The 22,425-nt window shown below is 37.9% G+C and carries 14 protein-coding genes; 3 read left to right on the forward strand and 11 right to left on the reverse strand.

Annotated elements, in window-relative coordinates; genetic code table 11:
* Position 1 precedes the first annotated feature (1 nt).
* The 3 genes from QNH20_RS23925 to QNH20_RS23935 all read right to left on the reverse strand — a co-directional run bounded on the left by QNH20_RS23925 (position 2) and on the right by QNH20_RS23935 (position 10,282).
* A complete protein-coding gene (locus QNH20_RS23925; protein WP_283920428.1) occupies positions 2–4,315 on the reverse strand; it encodes a discoidin domain-containing protein in 4,314 nt (1,437 codons plus the stop codon).
* A gap of 104 nt (positions 4,316–4,419) precedes the next feature.
* Positions 4,420–8,853: a discoidin domain-containing protein gene (locus QNH20_RS23930; protein ID WP_283920429.1), complete on the reverse strand. Its 4,434-nt coding sequence runs from the start codon at positions 8,851–8,853 to the stop codon at positions 4,420–4,422.
* Between the two features lie 697 nt (positions 8,854–9,550).
* Positions 9,551–10,282, reverse strand: a complete 732-nt coding sequence (locus tag QNH20_RS23935) for a GntR family transcriptional regulator (RefSeq protein WP_283920430.1) — start codon at positions 10,280–10,282, stop codon at positions 9,551–9,553.
* A gap of 239 nt (positions 10,283–10,521) precedes the next feature.
* Between QNH20_RS23935 and QNH20_RS23940 the strand changes: the two genes are divergently transcribed.
* A complete protein-coding gene (locus QNH20_RS23940; RefSeq protein ID WP_283920431.1) occupies positions 10,522–11,388 on the forward strand; it encodes a helix-turn-helix domain-containing protein in 867 nt (288 codons plus the stop codon).
* A 130-nt stretch (positions 11,389–11,518) separates the two neighbouring features.
* Here the strand turns inward: QNH20_RS23940 and QNH20_RS23945 are convergent, their stop codons facing one another.
* The 7 genes from QNH20_RS23945 to QNH20_RS23975 all read right to left on the reverse strand — a co-directional run bounded on the left by QNH20_RS23945 (position 11,519) and on the right by QNH20_RS23975 (position 19,283).
* Positions 11,519–12,730: a Ger(x)C family spore germination protein gene (locus QNH20_RS23945; protein WP_283920432.1), complete on the reverse strand. Its 1,212-nt coding sequence runs from the start codon at positions 12,728–12,730 to the stop codon at positions 11,519–11,521.
* A complete protein-coding gene (locus tag QNH20_RS23950; RefSeq protein ID WP_283920433.1) occupies positions 12,714–13,817 on the reverse strand; it encodes a spore germination protein in 1,104 nt (367 codons plus the stop codon). Before QNH20_RS23950 ends, QNH20_RS23945 begins: the two co-directional genes overlap by 17 nt.
* 27 nt (positions 13,818–13,844) lie before the next feature.
* A complete protein-coding gene (locus QNH20_RS23955) occupies positions 13,845–15,419 on the reverse strand; it encodes a spore germination protein (RefSeq protein ID WP_283920434.1) in 1,575 nt (524 codons plus the stop codon).
* A gap of 618 nt (positions 15,420–16,037) precedes the next feature.
* A complete protein-coding gene (locus QNH20_RS23960; protein ID WP_283920435.1) occupies positions 16,038–17,720 on the reverse strand; it encodes an ABC1 kinase family protein in 1,683 nt (560 codons plus the stop codon).
* 112 nt (positions 17,721–17,832) lie between these two features.
* Positions 17,833–18,003 carry a hypothetical protein gene (locus QNH20_RS23965; protein WP_283920436.1) on the reverse strand — a complete coding sequence of 57 codons (171 nt, stop codon included), beginning with the start codon at positions 18,001–18,003 and terminating at the stop codon, positions 17,833–17,835.
* Positions 18,000–19,007 carry a TIR domain-containing protein gene (locus tag QNH20_RS23970; RefSeq protein ID WP_283920437.1) on the reverse strand — a complete coding sequence of 336 codons (1,008 nt, stop codon included), beginning with the start codon at positions 19,005–19,007 and terminating at the stop codon, positions 18,000–18,002. Before QNH20_RS23970 ends, QNH20_RS23965 begins: the two co-directional genes overlap by 4 nt.
* 81 nt (positions 19,008–19,088) lie before the next feature.
* Complete coding sequence (locus tag QNH20_RS23975; protein ID WP_283920438.1) at positions 19,089–19,283, reverse strand: hypothetical protein; 195 nt, start codon at positions 19,281–19,283, stop codon at positions 19,089–19,091.
* Positions 19,284–19,508: 225 nt separating this feature from the next.
* On the opposite strand from QNH20_RS23975, the gene QNH20_RS23980 reads away from it, so the two are divergent.
* Both QNH20_RS23980 and QNH20_RS23985 read left to right on the forward strand, forming a co-directional pair.
* The gene (locus QNH20_RS23980; RefSeq protein WP_283920439.1) at positions 19,509–20,744 is read left to right on the forward strand and encodes an MFS transporter; all 1,236 of its coding nucleotides are present in this window, start codon (positions 19,509–19,511) and stop codon (positions 20,742–20,744) included.
* A gap of 151 nt (positions 20,745–20,895) precedes the next feature.
* On the forward strand, positions 20,896–21,654 hold the full coding sequence (locus QNH20_RS23985) for an IclR family transcriptional regulator (protein WP_283920440.1): 759 nt from the start codon (positions 20,896–20,898) through the stop codon (positions 21,652–21,654).
* A gap of 50 nt (positions 21,655–21,704) precedes the next feature.
* On the opposite strand, the gene QNH20_RS23990 is transcribed toward QNH20_RS23985, so the two are convergent.
* Entirely contained in the window at positions 21,705–22,415 is a 711-nt protein-coding gene (locus QNH20_RS23990) for a GntR family transcriptional regulator (protein ID WP_283920441.1), read from the reverse strand.
* Between the last annotated feature and the right edge of the window lie 10 nt (positions 22,416–22,425).

A 22,425-nucleotide genomic window follows, 5' to 3' on the forward strand; every position in this document is an offset into this window, starting at 1 on the left:
CCTAAGGTTTTTTATTGATTCCTTGCTCTAGCCTAGATAAAATAGCTGCAAAGTTTTGAGTGAAATCAGAAATAGCTTCATCTATTTCAGGTTGTACTGAATTAGGATTTTTATATACATTTACAACTTTATCCTTTAAAGCATTAAATCCTGAGCTGTCTAAACTTTTCTTTGAATAAGGCTTATTATCGATAAGAGTCATTTCTTCGTAAGCAGCGGCTAATTTTGAAAAATCCGCAGCTCCTTCATTGTACTTATGCAACTTTATTTCAGCAGCCGATGCAAATGTATTAGCCGGATTACCATAAGTTTCAGTGATGTACAATCTGTAGAACTTAGCATCAACTGGTTCATCAAACTCAATTAAAGTGCTTCCGCCATTTTCCATTTCCCCATATTTCACTGTTTTCCAGCTGCCAACTTCATTCGTATTTGAAACTTGTAATTCGTACTTTTTCACGTTCCCGTTTCCATTTCTGCTTACATACTCATAAGCGTCAACAGGTTTAACTTCCGGCATTTCAATGGTTAACCAATGAGGTGCTACAGGCATTGCTCCATTGTACTGCGTATGCCACCAAGTTGAAGTTTTCCCGTCTAATACATTCGCTGCCGGCCCTTCATTTGCCCCGGCTTGCTGCTCCTCTGAATCTGCATATACTTTATATCCGGTTCTGTCTAATTCCTTATATCCTGACTTTAAATTCAGATCTTCGTAGGATTTTTTTGCTTGATCATATGCAACTGCTTCATTTTTAATTTCTACCCCTGCAATCTGCAAATTCGTTTTTTTACTGCCGAGAGTGATTTTTCCTTTTGGCAATGAGAATCTATCTTTAACGTATTTTGATGACAAGAGTTCGCCATCTAAATAGAGCTTAATTATTCCATTTGCTTCTCTAACGGCCTTTACATCGTGCAGGTTCCCATCATTAACTTTCCCCTTAACCGTTTCATTGGTTGTGGTTGGTTTGAATTCAGTGGTTCCAAAAGTTCCGGATGGCTTTTCAACAACAGTCGTTACAGCCGCCTTTGAATGGACAACGTCATCTCCCACAGTAAAGTTAAGATAACCGTTTTCGTCTATCGCAATGGAATAGGCACCTTCCTGGTTTAAAATGACTTGGTTATTACCAGAAGATCGAAACGTAAATGAGATGGAAAAGTCGTCTGTTCCAACCAATGGAATTTGTTTTTTAAATTTATATTCTTTATGATTGATGCTGTACAAGTCAATATTTGCTTTTTCAAAATGGAAAGTCTCCAAGCTTTCTCCATTCTCAACATCCGTTTTCTCCAACAGCTTTGCCGCATAACCATTTGCATACCCCTGGAAATCCTTCTTGGCAGCTGTAGGAGTGCCCCAGATGTTTTCAACATTGATATCTACTTTATTTTCCTTTCCAATCTTTGCAGACGTGGTAAGCTCAACCGATCTATAATCTTCTAAAATAGTGGCATCTGCCGGCTTTCCATTTACAGTAATGATTGGATTCTGTATTCTTTGATCAAATTTAACCTTCACAGTGTTCTCTTTTGTATTCTTCACAGAGATAACCTTTGCAGGCGCCTGATCTTTGCTGCTAAATTGGTAAATTCTTGACTCATGAGGGGCTAATGTTACCGTTAATGTATCGCCATAGCTCATATTCTCCACTTTGGTTTCATCAGCTCTTGGCAGAATCTGTACCATTTTTGCATTATCTAAATCCGTTGGAACACCTACAGTATTATCTAATGTCAGCGTATAGCTTTGTTCTTTATTGCTGGCATTTCTAAATGAAACAATTCCTTCGCCGCTGTTCCAGGCCGAATAGCCGTAAACTCCACCTTGATCTGGCCGCTTCCCAAATAGCTTTGCTTTTTCAAGCGTCTTCGAATGGCTTTCGGCCCACTCCAATACATCAGCTGTTATTCTCCATTTGGCATCATTCATCATACTCGGTGAAAAATACAATTCCCAGAATGCCGTTCCTCTTGTCGCATTGATCATCAAATAATTTCTAAAATCATCATCGGTAAATTTTATTCCTGCAGAAACTCCGTAAATCGGGTCATGATTATATACATTTTTCAACGGGAACTGCAGATCATTTTTCTTAAAAATGTTAAAGTAAACATTGTCTCTGTATGACATCATTTGTTCTGCCTGGGTTCCACCGTAGTTGCTCAAAAATCCATTATCACCAGAGTCTTGAATCCAAATCGTATTCGCCCACTGCAACAGCCACGGACTTGGGTTTACATAGCATGTAAGGTTTAAAAATAGACCCCTGCCTTTTTCTTCCCTTTCTTGTCTCATGGCTTTAAAGGTATCAATCCATGTTTCCCAAAGGTCTGATGTATAATACATATTGTGATCGCCGCCAACCATGTGCTGATTGTCTTGATCGGCTGAAGGTCTCACAGCAAATCCATCTAGCTTCCAATATTCAATATCAAATCTGTTTTGATAATCTAAGAACAGCTTAGTAAGATTGTTTACATATGTCTTGGAGCCCACATCTACGCTTTTCCAATAATCATTCGTCACATGTCCTGTGCCATTCTTTTCAAGAAATTCGGCAAACCCGCCAAAGTAATTGTAGCCACCTTGAGGACCAAGCCACAGTCCAAACGTTGAGCCAAACTTCTTTGCCATATCACTGGCCGGATATAATTCATTTGGGAATTTGTTATTGAATTCCCAGAACCCAGTTTTGTTATCATATGGTGATTTAGTTTCCTGACCAGCTGAGTTAACGGTTTCATATGCATTCCAACCATCATCCACAACATAAGAATCCAAAGGCGCTACTCCATTTTTGCTCAGCTCTTTTTCCGTGCCATAGAATGAATTAGAAATACTCTCATCTGTAATATCCATCATGTTGTCATACCAGGAATTATACTGCTTTCGGAATTCCGTCTTTGTAGCAATATCATTGATATAGGCGAAAAAGTCAGTTTGAACGACGTCTTTATCCGTACCGGCCGCAGCACCCATGACGCTATTCCAAGTAGTAAAACTTCCATCCGCATTGAGCTGTTTGTCTTCTGCCAACTTATTGAAATCTTTGCCTGAGTAATACCTCACTTGCATCGTGTTATTTACTACATCGGTGTCTGATGCAGGAAATTCTGATCCAAAGTACATACCATTTGCATAAATTGGCTGCCCCAAAACTAATTCATATTTTCCAATCCACATGGAGGAAATATCCTTTAGCGGCGGATGATGGAATAGTCCTTCTACGGTTTTGGGCAGTGCGAATTGATCCACATCAATGTAATCGAAGGCGACGTCTTTATTGGAAGAGGAAATTTCAAGATTACTTCTTAAATAAGGAGCATTGTCCTCCACAAATACGTTGTACTTAATGGTCCATACCGAGTTATACTTTTCATACTCTTCAAACACGTATTGAATGCGTTTCCCCGTTTTATAAACTTCTTCATTTACTTGTTTAATCGTTAAGTCACTTGCTTTAATCATTCTTTCATTAGTGTCTCCGGGAGCGTTGTTGTCTTGTGGAGTGGTATCCTCAAACAGGTAAATTTCAGCACCAGTAAATGAAATATCATTTGTAAGTGCACCACTTAATTGAACAATCTTTACGTATCTTGCTGTTTTCGCCTCTGATAAATTTCCATAGACCATATCTCCCACATTGTAGAGATTATCTACTTTGTGCAGGTTAAAGTCTTTGGACGAAAATTCTCCCATGCCTGCATCTGTCCAATTTTTCCCGTCGCTGCTAACCTTAATTTCATATTTTCCTATTGTTCCATTGATCCCATATGCCTGATCTTGGAATCCTGGTCTTTTTTGATAGCCAAACGATCCAACTGTTTTTTCTTCCTTTAAGTCAATCACTACTTCATATGGCCATGCCTTGTTTCCATCCGAAAAGTCTACATAAGTGTTGTTATTACTATCTAGCATTTTTGCGCCATCTTTGGCTTTTCCAATAGAATCGTAGACAGTTGCCGTCCAATTTGTTCGGTCGAGCTGAATTTTCGGTTTGTGTACATCTGGTTCTTCAGGTGGTTGATTCTCAGGGACCAAATGAATGGCAAAATCCTCCGAACTTTCTCCAGGAACTAAGTCCTTACCAATTCTTTTGTTAGAGACTATTTTTGTCTTCAACTTGGAATCTGATATATCAATAACTTTTTCGATGGAATCATTTCCAATTACCACTTTGTCCTTCGCTATGTTTACAAAGCTCGACCCGGCCGCAGAAACTTTTGTTGAACTTGAATTACTACCGATTGGGAGTATAACGTTAACCATAAGTGCAGTAGATAAGAACATCGACAGCATCTTCTTCATATATACTAAATTCCCCTCCAATCAAAAGTTAGGTTGAATATAATAAAGGTCGGGTGCTAGGGTTAACGGGTCAACCATAGCACCACTACGGTAATAAGGGACATTTATTTTTCTACATAAGCAGGATTTTTTGCAAAAAATTCAACCTCTGCAACAGATAACATGAGTGGCCCACTATGCGATTCCTCAAAGTTAATCGATAACTTTGTAAATTTAGTTCCAGTAGGTATTGCAGCTTCAGCAAGGTCGAAAATGACCGATTTATCGTCAAATTGAACAGTTTTTGCGCCTAAATCATATTCCTTTCCTGCTTCAGTATAGGCTTTGGCACTTAGCTTTTTAATTTTGCCATTCATATATTGCGGGCGATTATAAACAATAAATTTAGTCAATTCTTGTGGTTTAGTAAAGTTAAAATCAACGGGTAACGGTAGTGAAATTCCTTCATTTCCAGTGAGACTCCATTTCATTTCCGCCAATGAGCTTTCACTTATCACACCGTCAATCAGCTTAGCAAAAGCTTCTGCACCGCCTTGCATCTTTGCTCCATCACCAGTAACCGCCATATCTTTATTCGATAACTGCAGTTCCTTAGGCTCTTGTGGTTGTTCAACATCTCCCGGTTCCTGGCCTGGATTTAAAACTTCTCCTATTTTATCAATGGTGTCAAAGGCTGTATTAATCAGTAATGATCTTGTTATCGGCATATCAAAATCAATATCTTTCTTAGCCTTTAACTTAATCGTGGCTAAAGTCTTCGTACCTTCTAATGTATCTTGTGTTCCCTTGTTAGAAAATGCTGCCATAATTCGTTGTTCAGCTTTTCCAATACCCGCAAGTAAAGAGTAATTTAACATATTGGCGGTTTCATTGGCAGGCGAAACAATATTTCCACCACAAGTCCCATCAGGTTTACACTCTTTTACTACTTCATATTTGTTCGGATCTAGCTTTAGCTCTAAGTTGAATGCATTGATATCCTTTAATCCTGCCCCTATTATTTCTACTGAAAATTCCTCTCCTGCTTTTAACTGCTGCTTACTAGGTCTAATATCCAATAATCCGGCAACAGGTCTGCCTGTTGGCTGAAGAGTCCGTTGCCCCAATTGTGATGCTACATACATTAAATCGTAGGCATCAATGACACCATTGAAATTAATATCCACCTTTGATACCTGTCCCCAAGCTGTATCTGTTTGATCAACACCCATATAGCTTGCAAAGAAGAGCAGGTCATCTTCATCAATTACGCCATTTGGTATATTTTCACCAACAACCGTTCCTGCAGTTTTATCCTTTTTGTATGGTCTGAATTCCATTGCACTTCCAAAGCCGCCTACAGAGTTTGTAATGGTCAACTTAATATACCTTGCAGTAATATTTTCCTGAAAATTAATGACTTTCGTTTCGGCATTTCTCTCAAATGTTCCATCAGTGATGACATTTTTATAAGTTTTTCCATCTAGACTTACGTCTAAATTGTATTTTAATATAGTACCATTCCCTGCATTTGGTCTTGGAATATACTCAAGCTTATCTAATTCATAAGCTAACTTCATATCAATCTCAAAAGTATGTGGTAGTTTATTACCCTCCTCTCCCCATTTAGTATGCCACATTGTTCCATCCTTTCCATCGACAGCTAGAGATGCTTCTTCCCCTGGCTGTTCACTATTTGCTGTTGCCGTCATATCCTTAGGGACATTTCTGTATCGGTCAAGCTTCGTTCTTATTTTGATCTCATCACTCCAGCCTGATGAGCCTTTTGTATTCGTTGCTCTTATTCTATAAGAATACTCTGTATCTGATACTAATCCTGAATGAAGGTAGAATGGTGCTTGCTCACTATCACTAGACTTAAACACATTTGTATGAACAATACCATTAATCATTAAATCATAGGTTACATTCGAACCATCAACCTTGTTCCAATCTAATTTAATATCACGATCTGTTATGTTTGCCTCATCAGCTTTAAGCTCTGATGGAATGGTTGGTACTTCTTTATCAACTACATCCTTCTTTTGAGTATTATCGAAGCCATCAACTGTAAATGTTATTTTATTCTTCGTAATATCTGTTTTCCCCACCTTAATATATAGCTTTGGTGATGTAATAATGTCAGTCTGTTCAAATGGTGAGCCTTTTGTAGAATATTTGTTTAAGTTTGGCTGTTCATTATAGAAGTACACGTTTTCTGAGTTTTTATATTCCTCTTCATTCGTAACTTGTCTTAATGGAACAACTTTATTTCCAACCTTAACCGTTATATCCTTTGGATTTACACGTGTATTAACAATCACTTCTGTGCCCCTGTCTTTAACCATACCTTTATAGCCCTTTCCTTTTGCGGTATCAACGGTTATAACAGCTTTTTCCTTGTTTACCTTTGAAGTGACCTTCGTTCTTGTATTTTTCTTTTCCTTATACTCAACAGTTTTACCATCGTCTTCATATAGAGTAAACTCTGATTTTCCCGATGGATAAACATCAAATATTCTATTTTCCGAACCATTTAATTCATTAATAGAATTGTTTTCTGGTGCCATTGGAATAATTGCACCAGCCTTAACAAATACAGGAGTCTTCCATAGTGGAGCATTAAAATTATGAAGAACCGAACCTCCCTGATATTGCTCACCTGTAAAATAATCGATCCAAACTTGATCTTTATCTGGAAGATAAATATCATTCCTTACTTCAGCAGCATTAGAGTTTCCATCATATATTGGTGCCACTAATAGGTTTGGCCCCCACATATATTGATACTGTGTATCAGTCCCGTAAGCATAAGGATCATTAGGATATTCTAACATCATCCCTCTAACCATTGGCATGGATTTTTCTGTTGATTCCTCAGCAATCGTGTAGATATAAGGCATCATTTGTGACTTTAATTTTAAATACATTCTATTAATCGATGCGTAAGGTTCACCATAATTCCAAGGATTTTTAGACTTACTATAATCAGTACCTCCCGATGCCCAGCCGTCCATATCGATTTGGATAGGAGTGAATGCCTTCCATTGGAAATCACGTGTCTGTACTTTTGGATCTCCGCCAAATATACCATCCATATCTGAGCCTACGTTTGGATTTCCTGATAAGCCTGCGCCAATGTAAGTAGGGATATGCATTCTTATGTACTCCCAATTACCGCCATATTGGTCGCCTGACCATAATGCAGCATAACGCTGAGTACCAGCCCATCCATCTAGCGAAATAACAAACGGGCGTGCACCACCTGAATTATCTTCTTTTTGAATTCCTTCTGCTGCTTGGCGTGTTGCATTTAAGGCCATAGAATATCCATGCCCAACCCAAGCAACATCAGTCTTTATTGCTCTAACACCAGCTTTAACTTCCCCGTCAAGGTCTCTTCGTAAAGGGCTATCAACGGGTAGACTAGGGTCTGGATAGAGATTGCTTTGTGTCCATAAGCCTACCTCTACTTTTTGATCATTTGCTTTATCAACAAATTGCTCTAAATTACCTAGTCCGCCATACCCGCATCCATAGCCGTCATTTGGTAAGAACCATCCTAAAGGCATATCGTTATCTACATATTGATTTATTGTATTTAATCCATTAGTTAAAAGTGTTCGTTGGTCCTTATGACCATTATGAGTTCCATTAAAACAGTCAGCATGCCCTAAATAGAAACCGTATTTTGGCATAAGGGCCGCTTTACCAGTTAATTCTGTATATTCGTTAATGATTTTTGGAATTGAATTATCTACAAAATAATAAGCGTCAAATCTGTCTTCATTGTGAGTAAACGTAGCTGTTTTTGTAAAATCATAAGCTCCAGGCTTAAAGGTATTCCGCATGACTCCGTAGCCTTCAGTGCTTAAATAGAAAGGGACTGGGCTTGATGCAGCTCCTGCATCCCAACCTCCCCCGATTGCAATTTTTATGGAATTATTCTTATGGGCATAAAACCCATTTTGTTGACCTCCACCATAAAAATATTCGTTTTCTTTTGTATCAAGGGTTTGAACTGTACTTCCGTTTGAATGTTTTAGCGGTTCACTTTCACTCCAAAGAATCTTTGATCTTTTTTTATCGTACAGGCTCATCTTCGAAGTAGCTTTATCTACTCTTAATTCTAAAGCATCAGTAGATATTTTATAGACATTGGTATCGCTTTCATCGACCTGAATGTCAATTGCTCCATATTGATTTTTGTAATCGCTAACATTTTTGTCGATGATTTTTGTCTCATGCTCAGGTTTGTCGGGAGTTGGATATTCTTCAAAAATACCCTTTGGGTCCAAATGCAGTCGAAAAACATTATTTTTTAGGAAGTTAATTTTTATTTTTTCTCCTGTTTCTAAGTCAAAGTACACGTTATTACTTTCTTTTGTAATCTTAGTTACTTTTCCTATAGTCTTATAGGTTTGATTAGTAGAAACATTATTAATTGAGTTCTCCTTTTCAGTTGCAGCAGCAGATGTTGTTGGAAGCATAGAAAACAACATACCCACAGATAAGCACACGCTTACCAGCTTTTTTAATCTAGCTTGACGTCTTAGCATATTCTACCTCCGAATGTCATAATGGTTTACCGAAAATGAATTCCGATTGTCTTTAACTCTTCGTATGGATAATTGCTAATACAATACCTAGTGAATCCAATTAGAAGAATAGAAAGACAGTCCCCTTAAAAACTCAAAAACTTGCAATTTGTCCTTTATGGATACTTTATCTCCACCACCCCTTCTATATTTTTTTATATATTTATATATCTAAATATATAAGCGTAATTAAGTAAGACCTTTATAGAGCCTTTTTTGTGGTTTTTGTATGTTAAAAATGAAATTTGGTATACTAGCAGATCACGTAAAATCTATGTTGAAATGGAATTTGCGGTTGAGAAATGATCGTTGATGAATGATGAGTGGTTATGTTGTCATTACCAGTTTAGCGTTTCGTTGCCCCATTTATTTCTACTATTAGATACATCCCCGCTTCCCTTTCAGTCTTAATTTAAGCAATTTTCTTACAGAATCAATATATAATGAATTGAGTTGATGGGTCAACCCAATTACATAAATATCCTACAAAAGTAATAATTCCCTTTCGGTTAGAGAAAATAATTATATAAATATCCTACAAAAGTAACGCTTTTCAATCAGCTTGAGAAAAAACTTAGATAAAAAAAAAGAACCGTTTAGGTTCGTTTTATGTTAGAACATTTCGAGTCTGATCCTTTTGAATGACTCTAGAAAGAGTTTATGTTAGTTCTGTGTAAAAGCGACAGCGATCGCCTCGGACAATGGATCTGCAAAATTCAACAGGCACACCATTGACATCATAGGCTGTTCGTTCAAGCAACAGTGCCGGAAGACCTTCTTCCGTTTGTAAATATTCACTTTCTTCAGAACGTATGAGGACTGGTTCAAACGCCTCTTTTGCTCTAGTTACTATGATATTAAATTCTTGTGTAAATAAATCATATAATGATATTTCGCCAACCTTTTTAAGCTGTTCTATATTTGAAATCATGTTTTTCGGAATAAAAGACGATTCCAAAATATAAGGCTCATTGTTGGCACAACGTAGGCGTTTCATTTCAATGACATTCTCGTCTTCTCCAAGCTGCAACGCTTCCCGGATTTTTGCAGTTGGTTTCACTTCCTCTATTTTTAGAATAACATCTTTGGGGTTCAATCCCTTTTCTTTTAATACTTTGCTAAAGCTGTAAAACCCCATCAATGACTGCTGCAATTTTGGTTTTGCCACAAAGGTACCTTTTCCTTGAATTCGATAAAGGATCCCTTCCTGAACTAGCTCCTCAATTGCCTTTTTAGCCGTGTTCCGGCTCACACCGAATTGATCCATCAATTGATTTTCCGATGGGATTTTATCACCAGGTGTCCAATTTCCCTTTTCAATAGAATCCTTAAGCCTTTCCATTAATTGGTGATAAAGTGGAATTATACTTTCAGGCTGTAGTGGTTTCATTTAATAAGCCTACCTTTCAAGCATACTTACATTCTTTTAACAAATTATATCACCGCCAATTGTAGTGTCAACCCAACAAGTAAGCAGTAGGGACGGTTCTTGTGCTTCCGATGGAAGCGCAACAAACGCTTTCACAATAAACATCTTGTTCAGTTTTTAGATATCTTGTTTTTCATTGTAATAAATCACTAAAAATCCTATAATTCAGGTAATAGATTGCTAATGAAGGAGGGAATCATTTGTCAAATGAGATTTATGAGGTTCCACAATCTGTGCGAGGCCATCTTCCAGTAAAACTTCTCTATGTAACAAAATCAAAATATGACAAAGATTGGCATAGTACCAATCATACCCACCACTTCACAGAACTGTTGTATATTACCAAGGGCAAAGGGACTTTTATCTTTTCCAATGAAGAAGTTCCTGTCAAGGAGCATGATGTAATTGTTATCAATCCGAATATTGAACACACGGAAAAGTCCGATGCCGATCAACCGCTCGAATACATTGCACTGGGTATCCAAGGGCTCGCCTTTTCATCTTCAGATGATCCGGGTTTACAGGTCACTTTTTTAAATTATAAACAGGAGCAAAAGATCTATCTCTTTTACCTCCAGGAATTGATGGAGGAAGTGGAAAACCAAAAGGAAGACTTTGAGTTGATTATACAGAACATATTAGAAATTTTGTTACTTAAGATGATGAGAAAAAAAGCCTTCAGCTTGGAGAAAACCTCTACTAAAAAGATCACTAAAGATGTGGCTTTTATCAAAAATTACATTAAGCAGCATTTTCGTGAAGAGATCAATCTGGATACGTTAGCAGAGGCTGGTCATATCAATAAATACTATCTTGCACATTCCTTTAAGAAATCCGTCGGTGTTTCACCGATTGAATACTTAATTCAAACCCGTATCAGGGAAAGTAAAATTTTGTTGGAAACCACCAACTACCCTATTTCAGATATATCAATCATTACCGGCTTTTCTTCTCAATCATTCTTTGCACAATCCTTTAAACGAGTAACAAATCTAACTCCTTCACAATACCGAAATGCCAAGAACACAAAGAAAAATAAAACCAGAAAATCAAAAAGCAAAAAATAGGATTACCTAACTAGTGGTATCCAATTGGCGGGTGGCACTTTGCAATTAGCGGATAGCTCCTTCCAATTAGCGGCGGATAGCTTTTTCTAATTGGTAGGGTTTCGTGGCTTTCTAATAAACATAAGGGGACTTACTTCTTTAAGACTGATGTCCCATAATCTGTGATGGTTAATTTTACGTTGTATTTGATCGGGATCTTACTAAAGGTTTGATCCCAATCCTTTTTGACATTTCCCCATACTTTAGGATGCTCAATTCTCAATCGGTCTCCAAACCCTAATACGTCTGCTTGGTATTCCTTTTGTGTTTTGTCTAATACATTCTTCACCAAGCGCTCAACTTCTTTTTCACTCACTTTTTCTGCTCTTTTCAGAAATTCTTTTTCAGAAACTTTCCCTGAAACTACCCAACTTTCAGCAATTCTTCCTTCAGAACTGATATTTACTTCAAAAGAGATATTGTTCCCATCAACATGTGGCCGAATTTTACTTTTCATTGACTTTATCTCGTAGATAATTAGCTGACCTGTCTTTTCATCCGAGCTTTTCACTAGACCGCCTTTACCCTTTCCAGTTACCCATGTTATGCCCTCTAAATCCTTCTCATTTAAAAAACCACGTAGTTTTTTTTCCCTTCCATCAATCAAGGAAGCTCCTTCAAATTTTACTTCTCCATTCTTCGTGCTCACATTTTGCAAAAGAAAACTAGAATCTGAATGTAATTTCCCATTTAATTTAGCAAGTGATAAAGGAGGCAAAATCTTTGTGGTTCTTTCTTCACCTTTTGAAATTTGAATGAGATGGAGTGCTGGAATAACAGCTGGTTCTTTCGACTCAAGTGTATTACTCGCACGATTTTTAGCGATTAAAATGATACTGCTTGGCCTGACCTCCTGCCCCCTAAGAAAAAAATCTAAAATTTGGTACAAATTCACCGTACGTGCAAGATCCTCTCCAATGACAATGACTTTTAAATGCTGAGCAAAGATGCGTTTGTCGCTTCTCAATACCATATTACGTAAAACAGGAAGGATGGCATCGCCTGATTCTGAAACGTTATTGTAAGCTTTTTGCTGTGACTTCCCTTCTTTTTTTCCCGCACCAGTTGTCTCGGAGGTGATAAGTTGATTGGTAATCGTTATCAAATCTTTGTCAGGATATCTGTTTTCATTCCTCTCTAACGCTTCTTCAGGACTTTTATCTTTCTCTAAATCCAATGCAATACCTACGACTAACCCTAATTCTTCAATTTCTCTACTACTCCAGCAGCCTGTAAGAGTCAGCAGTAACAGAAATGACAGGAAACGAAAGAGGAGCCGAACATTTTTATGTCTCTGTTCCATGTTTTCCCTCCTTTAGTTTCGAGACAATTAGAAGAAGCAGTGGCATTACACCAAATAAAAGCAACGCAACATTACCAATCATATCCCCAAATTTGAATAAGTCATTGATACTTTTCGGAGTCATGGCAATGATGTAAATAATCGGTATCAATCCATATATAAATGGGTGTATGTTCTTTTTGAATAGTTGAGCCAGCCCTAAAGCAGCTGCATAGTAGGTAATGGTAAAGGTTGCAAATATTTGCATAATCCATATCACAAGCAACAAAGACTCAAACCGTTCAAAGATTAAACCGGGAATTTCAAAACTTCGTATTAGGCTAATTGTCGGCCATGTTCTCGTGACCACTCCATCGACACTTAATGCTCCGATGACCATCACAACGGTAATGACGTAAAAGATCATGGGGATGGAAACTCCAACTAGAATAACTTTTACTGCTTTGTCTGGCTGTTGCATAAACGCTACAAGGAGCAACATAATTTCAGGACCTAAAAACATAAGGCCGGTTGTCTTTAACCCTGCTAATATTGGCTTGATTCCCAAACCTAATACCGGACGGAGATTATCTAACTCAAATATTCCTGAGCTCATAAAGGCAACCAGCAAAAAAACGACGACCGAAATAGGGAATATCAATGAAAACAGACGGGCCATCGGGTTTATGCCTTCCATAATCAGATAAAGTCCAATCCACATAAAGGGCATGATGATTGCCCAGGCGGGGGTGCCTTCCAGTAAAAAAAAACCTGTTACTTCTGACAGCGTTCTAACTTCAAATGCGGAAAGTGTAAAAAAGTAACCTACAATCAGTAGACAAAGTAATCCGCCCACCCATTTTCCCAAAAGTTCCTGGCTGTATTGGTAAAAGGTTTTTTTAGGATACTGTTGGCTTAATTTGACTATGATGATCCCTGCTATTATCGCAATCAGTCCGCCTAGAATAACGGTTATCCAAACATCTGGTGTTTTGACCTTCTCAACAGATGTTCGGGGCAGAGTGAGGATACCAGCTGCAAGAATATAATTGACGAGGACAACAGCTGCTTGCGATGTGGTAATTCGGTCTTTTGGATTGACTATCATCGCTCATTCATTTCCTTTCATATTGAGCTATCCTTTGCGGGAGGAATCTTTCGTTTGCATTATCTTCGGGCGGCGTTTCATCATCATGAGCGGCATTCGAATCATAAAGTCTTTCCAGTCACTTACTCGATACGGTGCAGCTGGGCTGATAAAAGGTACTCCAAAACTCTTCAGCTTCACCAAATGACTGCTAAGCAAGAGGAAAAATAGAATAATCCCATACAATCCCAACATGGCAGCGCAGAACATAGCTGCAAAGCGAAGGATTCGTAACGTAATCCCTACGCTATACTGTGGGATGGCAAAGGAGGAAATGGCGGTTAACGACACGATAATCACCATAACAGGACTGATAATCCCAGCTTGAACAGCAGCTTCACCAATGATTAGTCCACCGACTATCCCCATTGCGGGGCCAATCGGCTTGGGCAAACGAAGTCCGGCTTCCCGTAAAATTTCGATGGATATTTCCATAAGCAGTGCTTCAATAAGTGCAGGAAAAGGAACACCTTCCCTTGCTCCTATTATGGACAGGGCCAATTTGGTTGGGATCATTCCTGGATGAAACGAGATAAAGGCAATATACAAGGAAGGTGCAAAAAGAGATATAAAAACGGTAAAATAACGCAATAGACGGATAAGTGAACCAGGCAGCCAGCGCTCATAATAGTCTTCGGGTGATTGCAGCAGCATGCTAAATGTAACCGGAACGATCAATGCGAAAGGTGTCCCATCTAATAAGATCGCCACCCTTCCTTCCATTAAGGCGCCGATAACGCGGTCGGGACGCTCCGTATTTTGTACTTGTGGAAAAGGACTAAGGTAATTGTCTTCGATCAATTGCTCTACATATCCTGATTCTGGTAAATCATCAATATTAATTTTCTTAATTCTATGTTTAACCTCTTCCACCAAATCTGGGTCAGCAATCTCATTTATATAGGCGATGACTAGCTTTTTTTTGGCACGCAGTCCTACTTGAAATTGGATGAAGGATAAGCTGCGATTATCACCATGCTGTCGCAAAAGGGCAGTATTATCGCTTAGGGTTTCTGTAAAGCCTACCCGTGGACCTCTAACCAATGCTTCCGAAAGTGGCTCTTCAATATTACGTGATTTCCCTTTGGTTGTTCCGAGAATAAGTACTTCAGGTACTCCAGTAACTAACAATGCCGTCGAACCTGTCAATACTTTGGAAACCAAATCATATAAGTCATGTACCTCTGTTAATTCACTAATAGAAAGGACTTGATTTTTAATAAACTCTTTTAATACTGTCTGATTCAAAATAGATGGATCCTTTTTATATTCTTCGGAATAATTTATCATCAATGATTTCATTATGTGTTTATCGATGAGTTCTTTATCTGACAATCCATCAACAAAAATGATTGCCGCCCGAATATCCTTGCTCCCGATATGAAACTCCCTAAAATGAACATCTGAGTTGTGACCGATTTCTTGTCTGACACGTTCCAGATCTACCGAGAACTCACCCGTGAAATGACCCATTGAATCTTGAGGAGGCTTAATTTCCTGAGTTTTCTCACTTTGATTGCTGTGCATTTTGAGTTGTCTGATCTTTATTTTCTTTCGTCTCATTTTCATCAATCCTCCTTTGATTGGAGATCCACTTAAAAAACCTCGAGATCACATAAGGAATGGAAAATGCAATAAAAGCTTGCAAAAAAACTTTCCAGTCTGGAAGATAGAAAACCACCATTTTCCACATTTTCACTCATCCTTTAAATGCTCTAAACCAATAGCAGAAACTATCATAAAACACTGTTGTTTAGAAAAAGTAATATATTGGATAGTATTATGAGTATTCTTGTTTTTTATGTGTGAACAAAAACCAATTTGCATTTTTGGAGGAGAAATAGAATCAAGTCGTGCTATATCTAACTGATAGGTGTATTTACTTTTTGGGGAACTACCGAGTAGTTTTTTCAGTGTAGTATGAAGTAAGGTGGGGTGTAGCTCAAATGTTCATTTCTCATAACAAACAGGAGAATACAAAGGAAAAAAATAATCTCTATCGTCAAGAGGTGCTCTACTGAAAAAAGACGAAACGAATCAAGTTTTGAATGAAATTGAAAGTATGCTTCCAACTGAATAACCCCATAAACTAAGCTGACTTTTTTATAGTCTTCTTAGTTTATGGGGTTATTCATCCAAATTTATACTTATCTGTATGTTCAACAAAGTTTTTCTGGTTTGTTAAAACCTGCCAGATTTAAAAATAGAATAGAGGAGCCAAAGGAACATAACCGTAGCAATGGCAAAACCAATTTCGATAGTCGGTATTTTTGTCAGGAGGGTAGATGTTTGTCCCGACAATGAGGCAGCAACGATAACCCCTGCCATAATGATACTAAAGGACAGCAGCACAATGCTGAAAGATAGCCGGTTAGTAATTCGATTGACTTTCTTTAAAAATAAATCCATCTCTGGTGCCGTAATTTCTATTTTCATCTTTCCTTTTTTCATAATGGAAGTAATGTCTCTTAACGTCCTGGGCAGTTCATTAAAGATTTCTCCATATTGAGAAAACTGCTGCCGGATTTTTTCCGCAACATTTTTAGGATGGAAGCGTTCTTTAACCAATTTTTCTCCAAACGGTTCTGCAATTTTAATAATACTCAACTCTGGATCAAGCTTTTCAACGACACCTTCTATGGTCAGCAACGTCTTTCCTAACATGGTTAAATCTGTAGGCATCTTTATCCTGTGCCGGTAGGCAACTGAAAACAAATCATTAACCGCCTTGGCCAAGCTTATTTCACTAAAAGGAACATTAAGATATTTTTCCTGGAGCTGGTCGACATCGGCCCTTAGTTTTTCGGGATTTACATCCTCTGGTACCAGACCCATGTTTGTAATCGCCCTGACCACTTCATCGGTATTTTGGGTCATCATCGCAATCACAAAAGAGGCAATATGTTGTTTCATTAACGGAGTCAGCCGGCCTACAATTCCAAAATCCATAAAAGCAATAATATTACCTGGTAATACTAAAATGTTGCCAGGATGAGGGTCGCCGTGAAAAAAACCTTCTATCAAAATTTGCTGGAAAATTGCGTTTACAACTCTTTCTGCGACGATTTTACTATCATATGCCTCTTGATGCAGCTTTTTTGCCACGTTCAAATTTATACCTTCCATATATTCCATGGTCAACACTTTTGACGTGGTGTATTCCCAATATATCTTTGGAATTAAAACATGAGGATTATCATGAAACTGTTTCGCAAACTTTTCAGCATTTCGACCTTCATTTTCATAATCCAATTCCTGTCGGATAGATTGAGCTAATTCATCGACAATATCACAAATCTGATATCTTTCCGCCCAGCCTAAACGTGCTTCAGCCAGTCTGGCCAAGTCTTGCATAATTTCTAAATCCGTTTCGATCATGGTCCGGATATTGGGACGCTGGATCTTAACGGCAACTCGTTCTCCTGTTTTCAAAACGGCATAATGAACTTGTCCAATGGATGCTGCTGCTAACGGCTGCCCGGTAAATGAGGCAAATAAGTCTTCCATCGGTTCCGCAAATTCCTGTTCAATAATCCGTTTCACATCTTCAAACGGAAATAGTTGAACCTGATCCTGAAGCTTTTCCAGTTCCTGAATAATTTCTGCAGGAATAACGTCCGGCCTCGTACTGGCAATCTGCCCCATTTTAACAAAGGTCGGACCAAGTTCCTCTAAAAACATCCTTATTCTCTCACCCGTTGTTTTACTATGTAGTGTTTTATTGCCTTCAGCAAATGCCTTTTTTGGTACAGATAATAATTCAGTAAGCCCCAATTGATCCATAATAAAACCGAAGCCATATCGAGTAAAGGCATACACAATATCCCGGTAGCGTTGAATATGGCGGATTCTTTTTTTAATCATATTCTTCACTCCAATTAGAAATATTTTTTATTTAGTTATTTCAACATGTATAATAATCCCTTGTCTCCTTATAAAAAAAATCGGGACGAGGTTCCTGTCCCCGTCCCTTTGTTTAAGCCCGCTTCTTAAACGGGTCTTCTCTATAATCTGCTTTTCGCTTATAAATAACTATTCCTGATTCTTCTTTTCCATGATTGGAGGGGATAACAGCTTTTACACCCGTAACAGTTTCTCCAAGCTTATATGATTTTTTGTCTGCTTTTGATTTCGTTGTTCTTTTCATAACGTTGCACCTCCAAAGACATTATTTATGGTGCTTAAAAGGTTGTAATTATCGAGAAATATATCGTCAATCTCTTCCTGACTTAATGCCCTTCTTCCCGTTATTGCAACCGTCAAAACCAATTGCTTTCCTATAGGATAACATAGCACATAAGTATTATCAAAGGCTGTATTATTTTTTTGAAAAACAAGCTCGTTACTCTGTAAAAAACAATCAATCACGATGATTCTATCTGTTTCTCGCCTATTTTCATTAACATCAAATGGGTAAAATTCCCCTTGACCATCATTTCCAGCTATTTGTTTCAGACCATCATTACCCTCCGCTTGCCAGACTCCTATTCCTTCAACGTAATAAGAATTTGGAGCTTGATAAGCGTTTCGAACAGCTTCTTGTAGGTATTCAAATTTTTTGGATGGGTCTACTAAGAGTCGTTTTGATAAGGTCCGGAGTATGCGAATTAAGGCATAGTCTTTATCCATATTTGCTTGAGCTTCCGCTAAGAGCTTTGCTGGATCCCGAAAGACGCCCAACACTGCTATTTTTCTTTTTATAGCCCTACAAGCTACATTAACAGCAGCATCGTGATTATGATCACCACGAATTTCGTACCTTAATACAGTAAGACCGTCTAGATCTGAAGGTAAACGAAAACCTTGTGCTTCCTCACTTTCCGGTGTTGCACTAGGAATGATATAGAACACTCGACCTCTTCTTAACCTTCCCCAGAATAACCCCATTTCAAACAGAGTATTGTCCCTAGTTGTAAATGTAATGGTACCTCGAATATTTACAACGTCATCCGGTGAAAATACAAATACAGCAAAATCATTTTCATCTAATTGTCGTTCAAGACTTTCCATATTATATTCGAGTGGGTGAAATGCACCTGCTGTCCAAGGAGTAACCTCAGCAACATGAGTAAGTGCTTCGTGAATTGCATCAACATATTCAGCGGATTCTCTGGCAGATCCAATAAATAATCTTGGTTTGATTTTGGTCATTTCTCCTCCAAAAGTGATATTTTTCAATATTTTTTATATTATAACATCTTTTCTGTTTCTTGTTTATATTTACCATAAGAATTAATGTTTTCCAGAAAACACCATACTAATGATGATAATAGCAATGATTGGAAGATAAAATAGTCTAAATGTATTCGAAAAGCAAATAGATATCCATGAACTTACTTCGGACTCAAAAGGTTTCACTTTCATTGAAAAATCGATAAACTCTCCATCCCCTTTTTTTCTAACATACCTTACTCTTGTTTTCCACAAAATTTCCTTCCCCTGTCCTCCAAAACTTACTTATCACTATTAACATATTGTTTAACATGTAAAAGTTTTATATCATTATTAAATTTTGATATTTAACTTTATCTGTATATTAGATTATGATTTATTAAAAATGTAATATTTAGAATTATCAATTTTTGTTTTAAAAGATGGAGGGTTGTCATTTAGAAATTTCTGCTAGCTAAAAAGAATAGGGAGTGGTTGAAAATGGAGTCAAAGAATAGTAAAAAGGTATCCTTTCGTAGAATCTTTGTCATTTCAGGCTTTAGCTGGATTTTCGATGCAATGGATGTTGGTCTTATCTCGTTTATAGCTGCTGCATTAATCATTGAATGGAATCTAACACCACAGGAAGCAGGATTACTTGGAAGTGTGAATGCAATTGGTATGTTCATTGGGGCAATTGTTGCTGGTTCACTAGCGGATCGTATCGGCAGAAACAAAATTCTTATGTATACGGTGTTATTATTTTCTCTTGCAAGTGGAATATCAGCATTTGCAACAACTTTTTCAATATTCCTCATCCTAAGATTCTTTATTGGTCTTGGACTAGGAGGAGAACTTCCAGTTGCTTCAACGTTAGTAGCGGAGAATGTTCCAGAGCATAAACGGGGGCGTATGGTTGTTCTTCTGGAAAGCTTTTGGGCAGTAGGATGGATTATCTCGGCAGTGATTGCCTACTTTATCATGCCTGTATGGGGCTGGCGCTCTGCATTAATCATTGGAGCCTTACCTGCACTTTTGGCGTTATATATGCGAAAAGGACTTCCTGACTCACCTCAATTTCGATCAGCACCTAGTAAAAATACGACAATCCTAAGTAATATCAAAACTCTTTGGTCACGAAAATATGCAAGAGAAACATCCATGCTTTGGGTTCTATGGTTCTTTGTCATGTTCTCCTATCACGGAATGTTCTTATGGCTTCCATCTGTAATGGTATTAAAAGGATTCACACTAATCAAAAGTTTTGGCTATGTATTATTGATGACGCTTACACAATTACCTGGATTCTTCAGTGCAGCCTGGCTTGTGGAAAAAGTGGGGAGGAAATTTGTCCTAATTACCTATTTATTTCTGGGCGCTGTTAGTGCCATAATTTTTGGAAATGCCACTTCCCTACCTATGCTTATTGGCGGCGGTATGGCCCTATCGTTCTTCTTCCTGGGCGTAACCGGTACAACTTATGCCTATACAACCGATCATTATGATTCAACCATCCGCGCTACAGGAGCTGGTTTTGCCAATGCAGCCGGACGTATTGGTGCCATCATTGGTCCTTTATTAGTAGGTTTCCTTATTGCAAACAAGGTGCCATTCAACATCATTTTTATCATATTCTTTGTTGCTTGCTGCATTGCTGCTTTAAACGTTTTATTCTTTGGAAAAGAAACACGTGTTAAACAAAAAGAAGAAGAGTTAATTGTTAAAGAAGCATTATAACTAGTGAGTTAACACCCACTCCATGTACCGGATCCAATCCGGTGCATTTTTTTTTACATAAGTATTCCTCAACGGAGAATCTGTCTTGCCTAACAATGATTTTGTTAATATACTAATATAAAAATCAGTCAATTTAAAAGGAGATTGAAAAATGGATACAGTAATGAGCGGACATGGTATCCAATCATTAGAGCTCGGTATTAATATTCTTATAAAAATAGCCGAAGAAGATAAACCTCTTTCAATAACCGAAATATCAGACCTGTGCGGAATTTCCAAAAGCAAACTACACAGATACTTGACCAGTTTATGCCGCACTGGTTTTCTTCAACGGGATTCTTCGCTTCAATATTCAATTGGATCAACGCTTATCAGGATTGGCAATAATGCTGTCAAAAGCTTTGATATCAAAGATATAGCACGGCCTACATTAATCAAATTAAGAGATTTGTTTAATGAAACTGTATTCTTATCGATTTGGGGAGGGAATGGCCCGTACCCAATTGAAATAGAAGAAAGCAGGCGCCAAATTAATATTGGGATTCAAGTAGGCAATAAAACGAGTATTGTTCTCACAACTTCGGGAAGATTATTCGCCGCATTTTTACCTGAAGAAGTAACAAAAGATTTTTTACAAAAAGACATCCTGGAGCACCGCTTTAATCCAGAAGAATTCAGAAATGAACTTTCAGATATTCGAAAAAAAGGCTATTCCGTTACAGAGGAGTCTCTAATTCCGGGGATTGTTGCCGTTGGGTGTCCCGTGTTTAGCCGTGATAATCATATTGTGGCAACCATTTCAATAGTTGGGATAAAGGGTGTACTGGATTTATCAAGTGATTCCCAAGTGATTCATTTGTTAAAAAAGGAGTGTACGGAACTAACTCAGTCTTTACGCTCTGAACTCTAACAACAAAAACTCCTCTATTCAAAAAAAGGAGTTTTTACATTTAGAAATATTCAAATTGAAAGCGTTTCATTTTCGATTGCGCGACCATTTGCCTCTTTTCCAGCCTGCAGCACCAATTTTATCGAATCCCAAATATGTTCTTGGGTTCTTAAACGGGCTAACTGGGGATCTCTTGCCTTCAAGGCATACACAATCAATCGATGCTGTTTTAATGTTTCGTATGGACGACCCTTGTTATTGTTCCAGGCCATTATTCTGATTAAATCAATCCCTGCTCGAATATGAGACAGCGTATTCTTCAGCGCATGATTTCCGCTAACCTCGATAATCAGGTCATGAAAGTCATTGTTGAATTTAAGAAACTCTGAATCCGGAATGATGCTATTTTCTTCTAATTTTCTTTCGATTAAATTAAGAAGCTCATCCATTTTTTTAAATTGAGTCATCGTTCCCCGCTTGGCGGCTAACTGGGCAGCCAAGCCTTCTAATTCAGCTCTAAGTTCGTATATGTCTTCAATCTCATTCATAGAGAGATTTTTTATACGGACTCCATGATGAGGAATGGACTCTAATAACCTTTCCTGTACCAACATTTTTAAGGCCTCCCGGATTGGTGTACTGCTGACTCCTAAGATTTCCTTAAGCTGTCTTTCTCTTATCCATTCACCGGGTTTAAAGGTTCCCGTTACGATGAGGTTATATAAATGTTTGTAAACAACCATCGAAGTCGTTTCCTTATGAAGTTTACCAGAAGTAATCATCCTCCTCCCC

The organism is Neobacillus sp. WH10, from assembly GCF_030123405.1.
In the GTDB taxonomy this organism is placed as follows: Bacteria; Bacillota; Bacilli; order Bacillales; family Cytobacillaceae; genus Neobacillus.

What these genes read in the sequence shown, in the direction of transcription:
- QNH20_RS23925 (WP_283920428.1), bottom strand. Translation starts at nt 4,315, where the DNA reads ATGAAGAAGATGCTGTCGATGTTCTTATCTACTGCACTTATGGTTAAC.
- QNH20_RS23930 (WP_283920429.1), bottom strand. Translation starts at nt 8,853, where the DNA reads ATGCTAAGACGTCAAGCTAGATTAAAAAAGCTGGTAAGCGTGTGCTTA.
- QNH20_RS23935 (WP_283920430.1), bottom strand. Translation starts at nt 10,282, where the DNA reads ATGAAACCACTACAGCCTGAAAGTATAATTCCACTTTATCACCAATTA.
- QNH20_RS23945 (WP_283920432.1), bottom strand. Translation starts at nt 12,730, where the DNA reads ATGGAACAGAGACATAAAAATGTTCGGCTCCTCTTTCGTTTCCTGTCA.
- QNH20_RS23950 (WP_283920433.1), bottom strand. Translation starts at nt 13,817, where the DNA reads ATGATAGTCAATCCAAAAGACCGAATTACCACATCGCAAGCAGCTGTT.
- QNH20_RS23955 (WP_283920434.1), bottom strand. Translation starts at nt 15,419, where the DNA reads ATGAGACGAAAGAAAATAAAGATCAGACAACTCAAAATGCACAGCAAT.
- QNH20_RS23960 (WP_283920435.1), bottom strand. Translation starts at nt 17,720, where the DNA reads ATGATTAAAAAAAGAATCCGCCATATTCAACGCTACCGGGATATTGTG.
- QNH20_RS23965 (WP_283920436.1), bottom strand. Translation starts at nt 18,003, where the DNA reads ATGAAAAGAACAACGAAATCAAAAGCAGACAAAAAATCATATAAGCTT.
- QNH20_RS23970 (WP_283920437.1), bottom strand. Translation starts at nt 19,007, where the DNA reads ATGACCAAAATCAAACCAAGATTATTTATTGGATCTGCCAGAGAATCC.
- QNH20_RS23980 (WP_283920439.1), top strand. Translation starts at nt 19,509, where the DNA reads ATGGAGTCAAAGAATAGTAAAAAGGTATCCTTTCGTAGAATCTTTGTC.
- QNH20_RS23985 (WP_283920440.1), top strand. Translation starts at nt 20,896, where the DNA reads ATGGATACAGTAATGAGCGGACATGGTATCCAATCATTAGAGCTCGGT.
- QNH20_RS23990 (WP_283920441.1), bottom strand. Translation starts at nt 22,415, where the DNA reads ATGATTACTTCTGGTAAACTTCATAAGGAAACGACTTCGATGGTTGTT.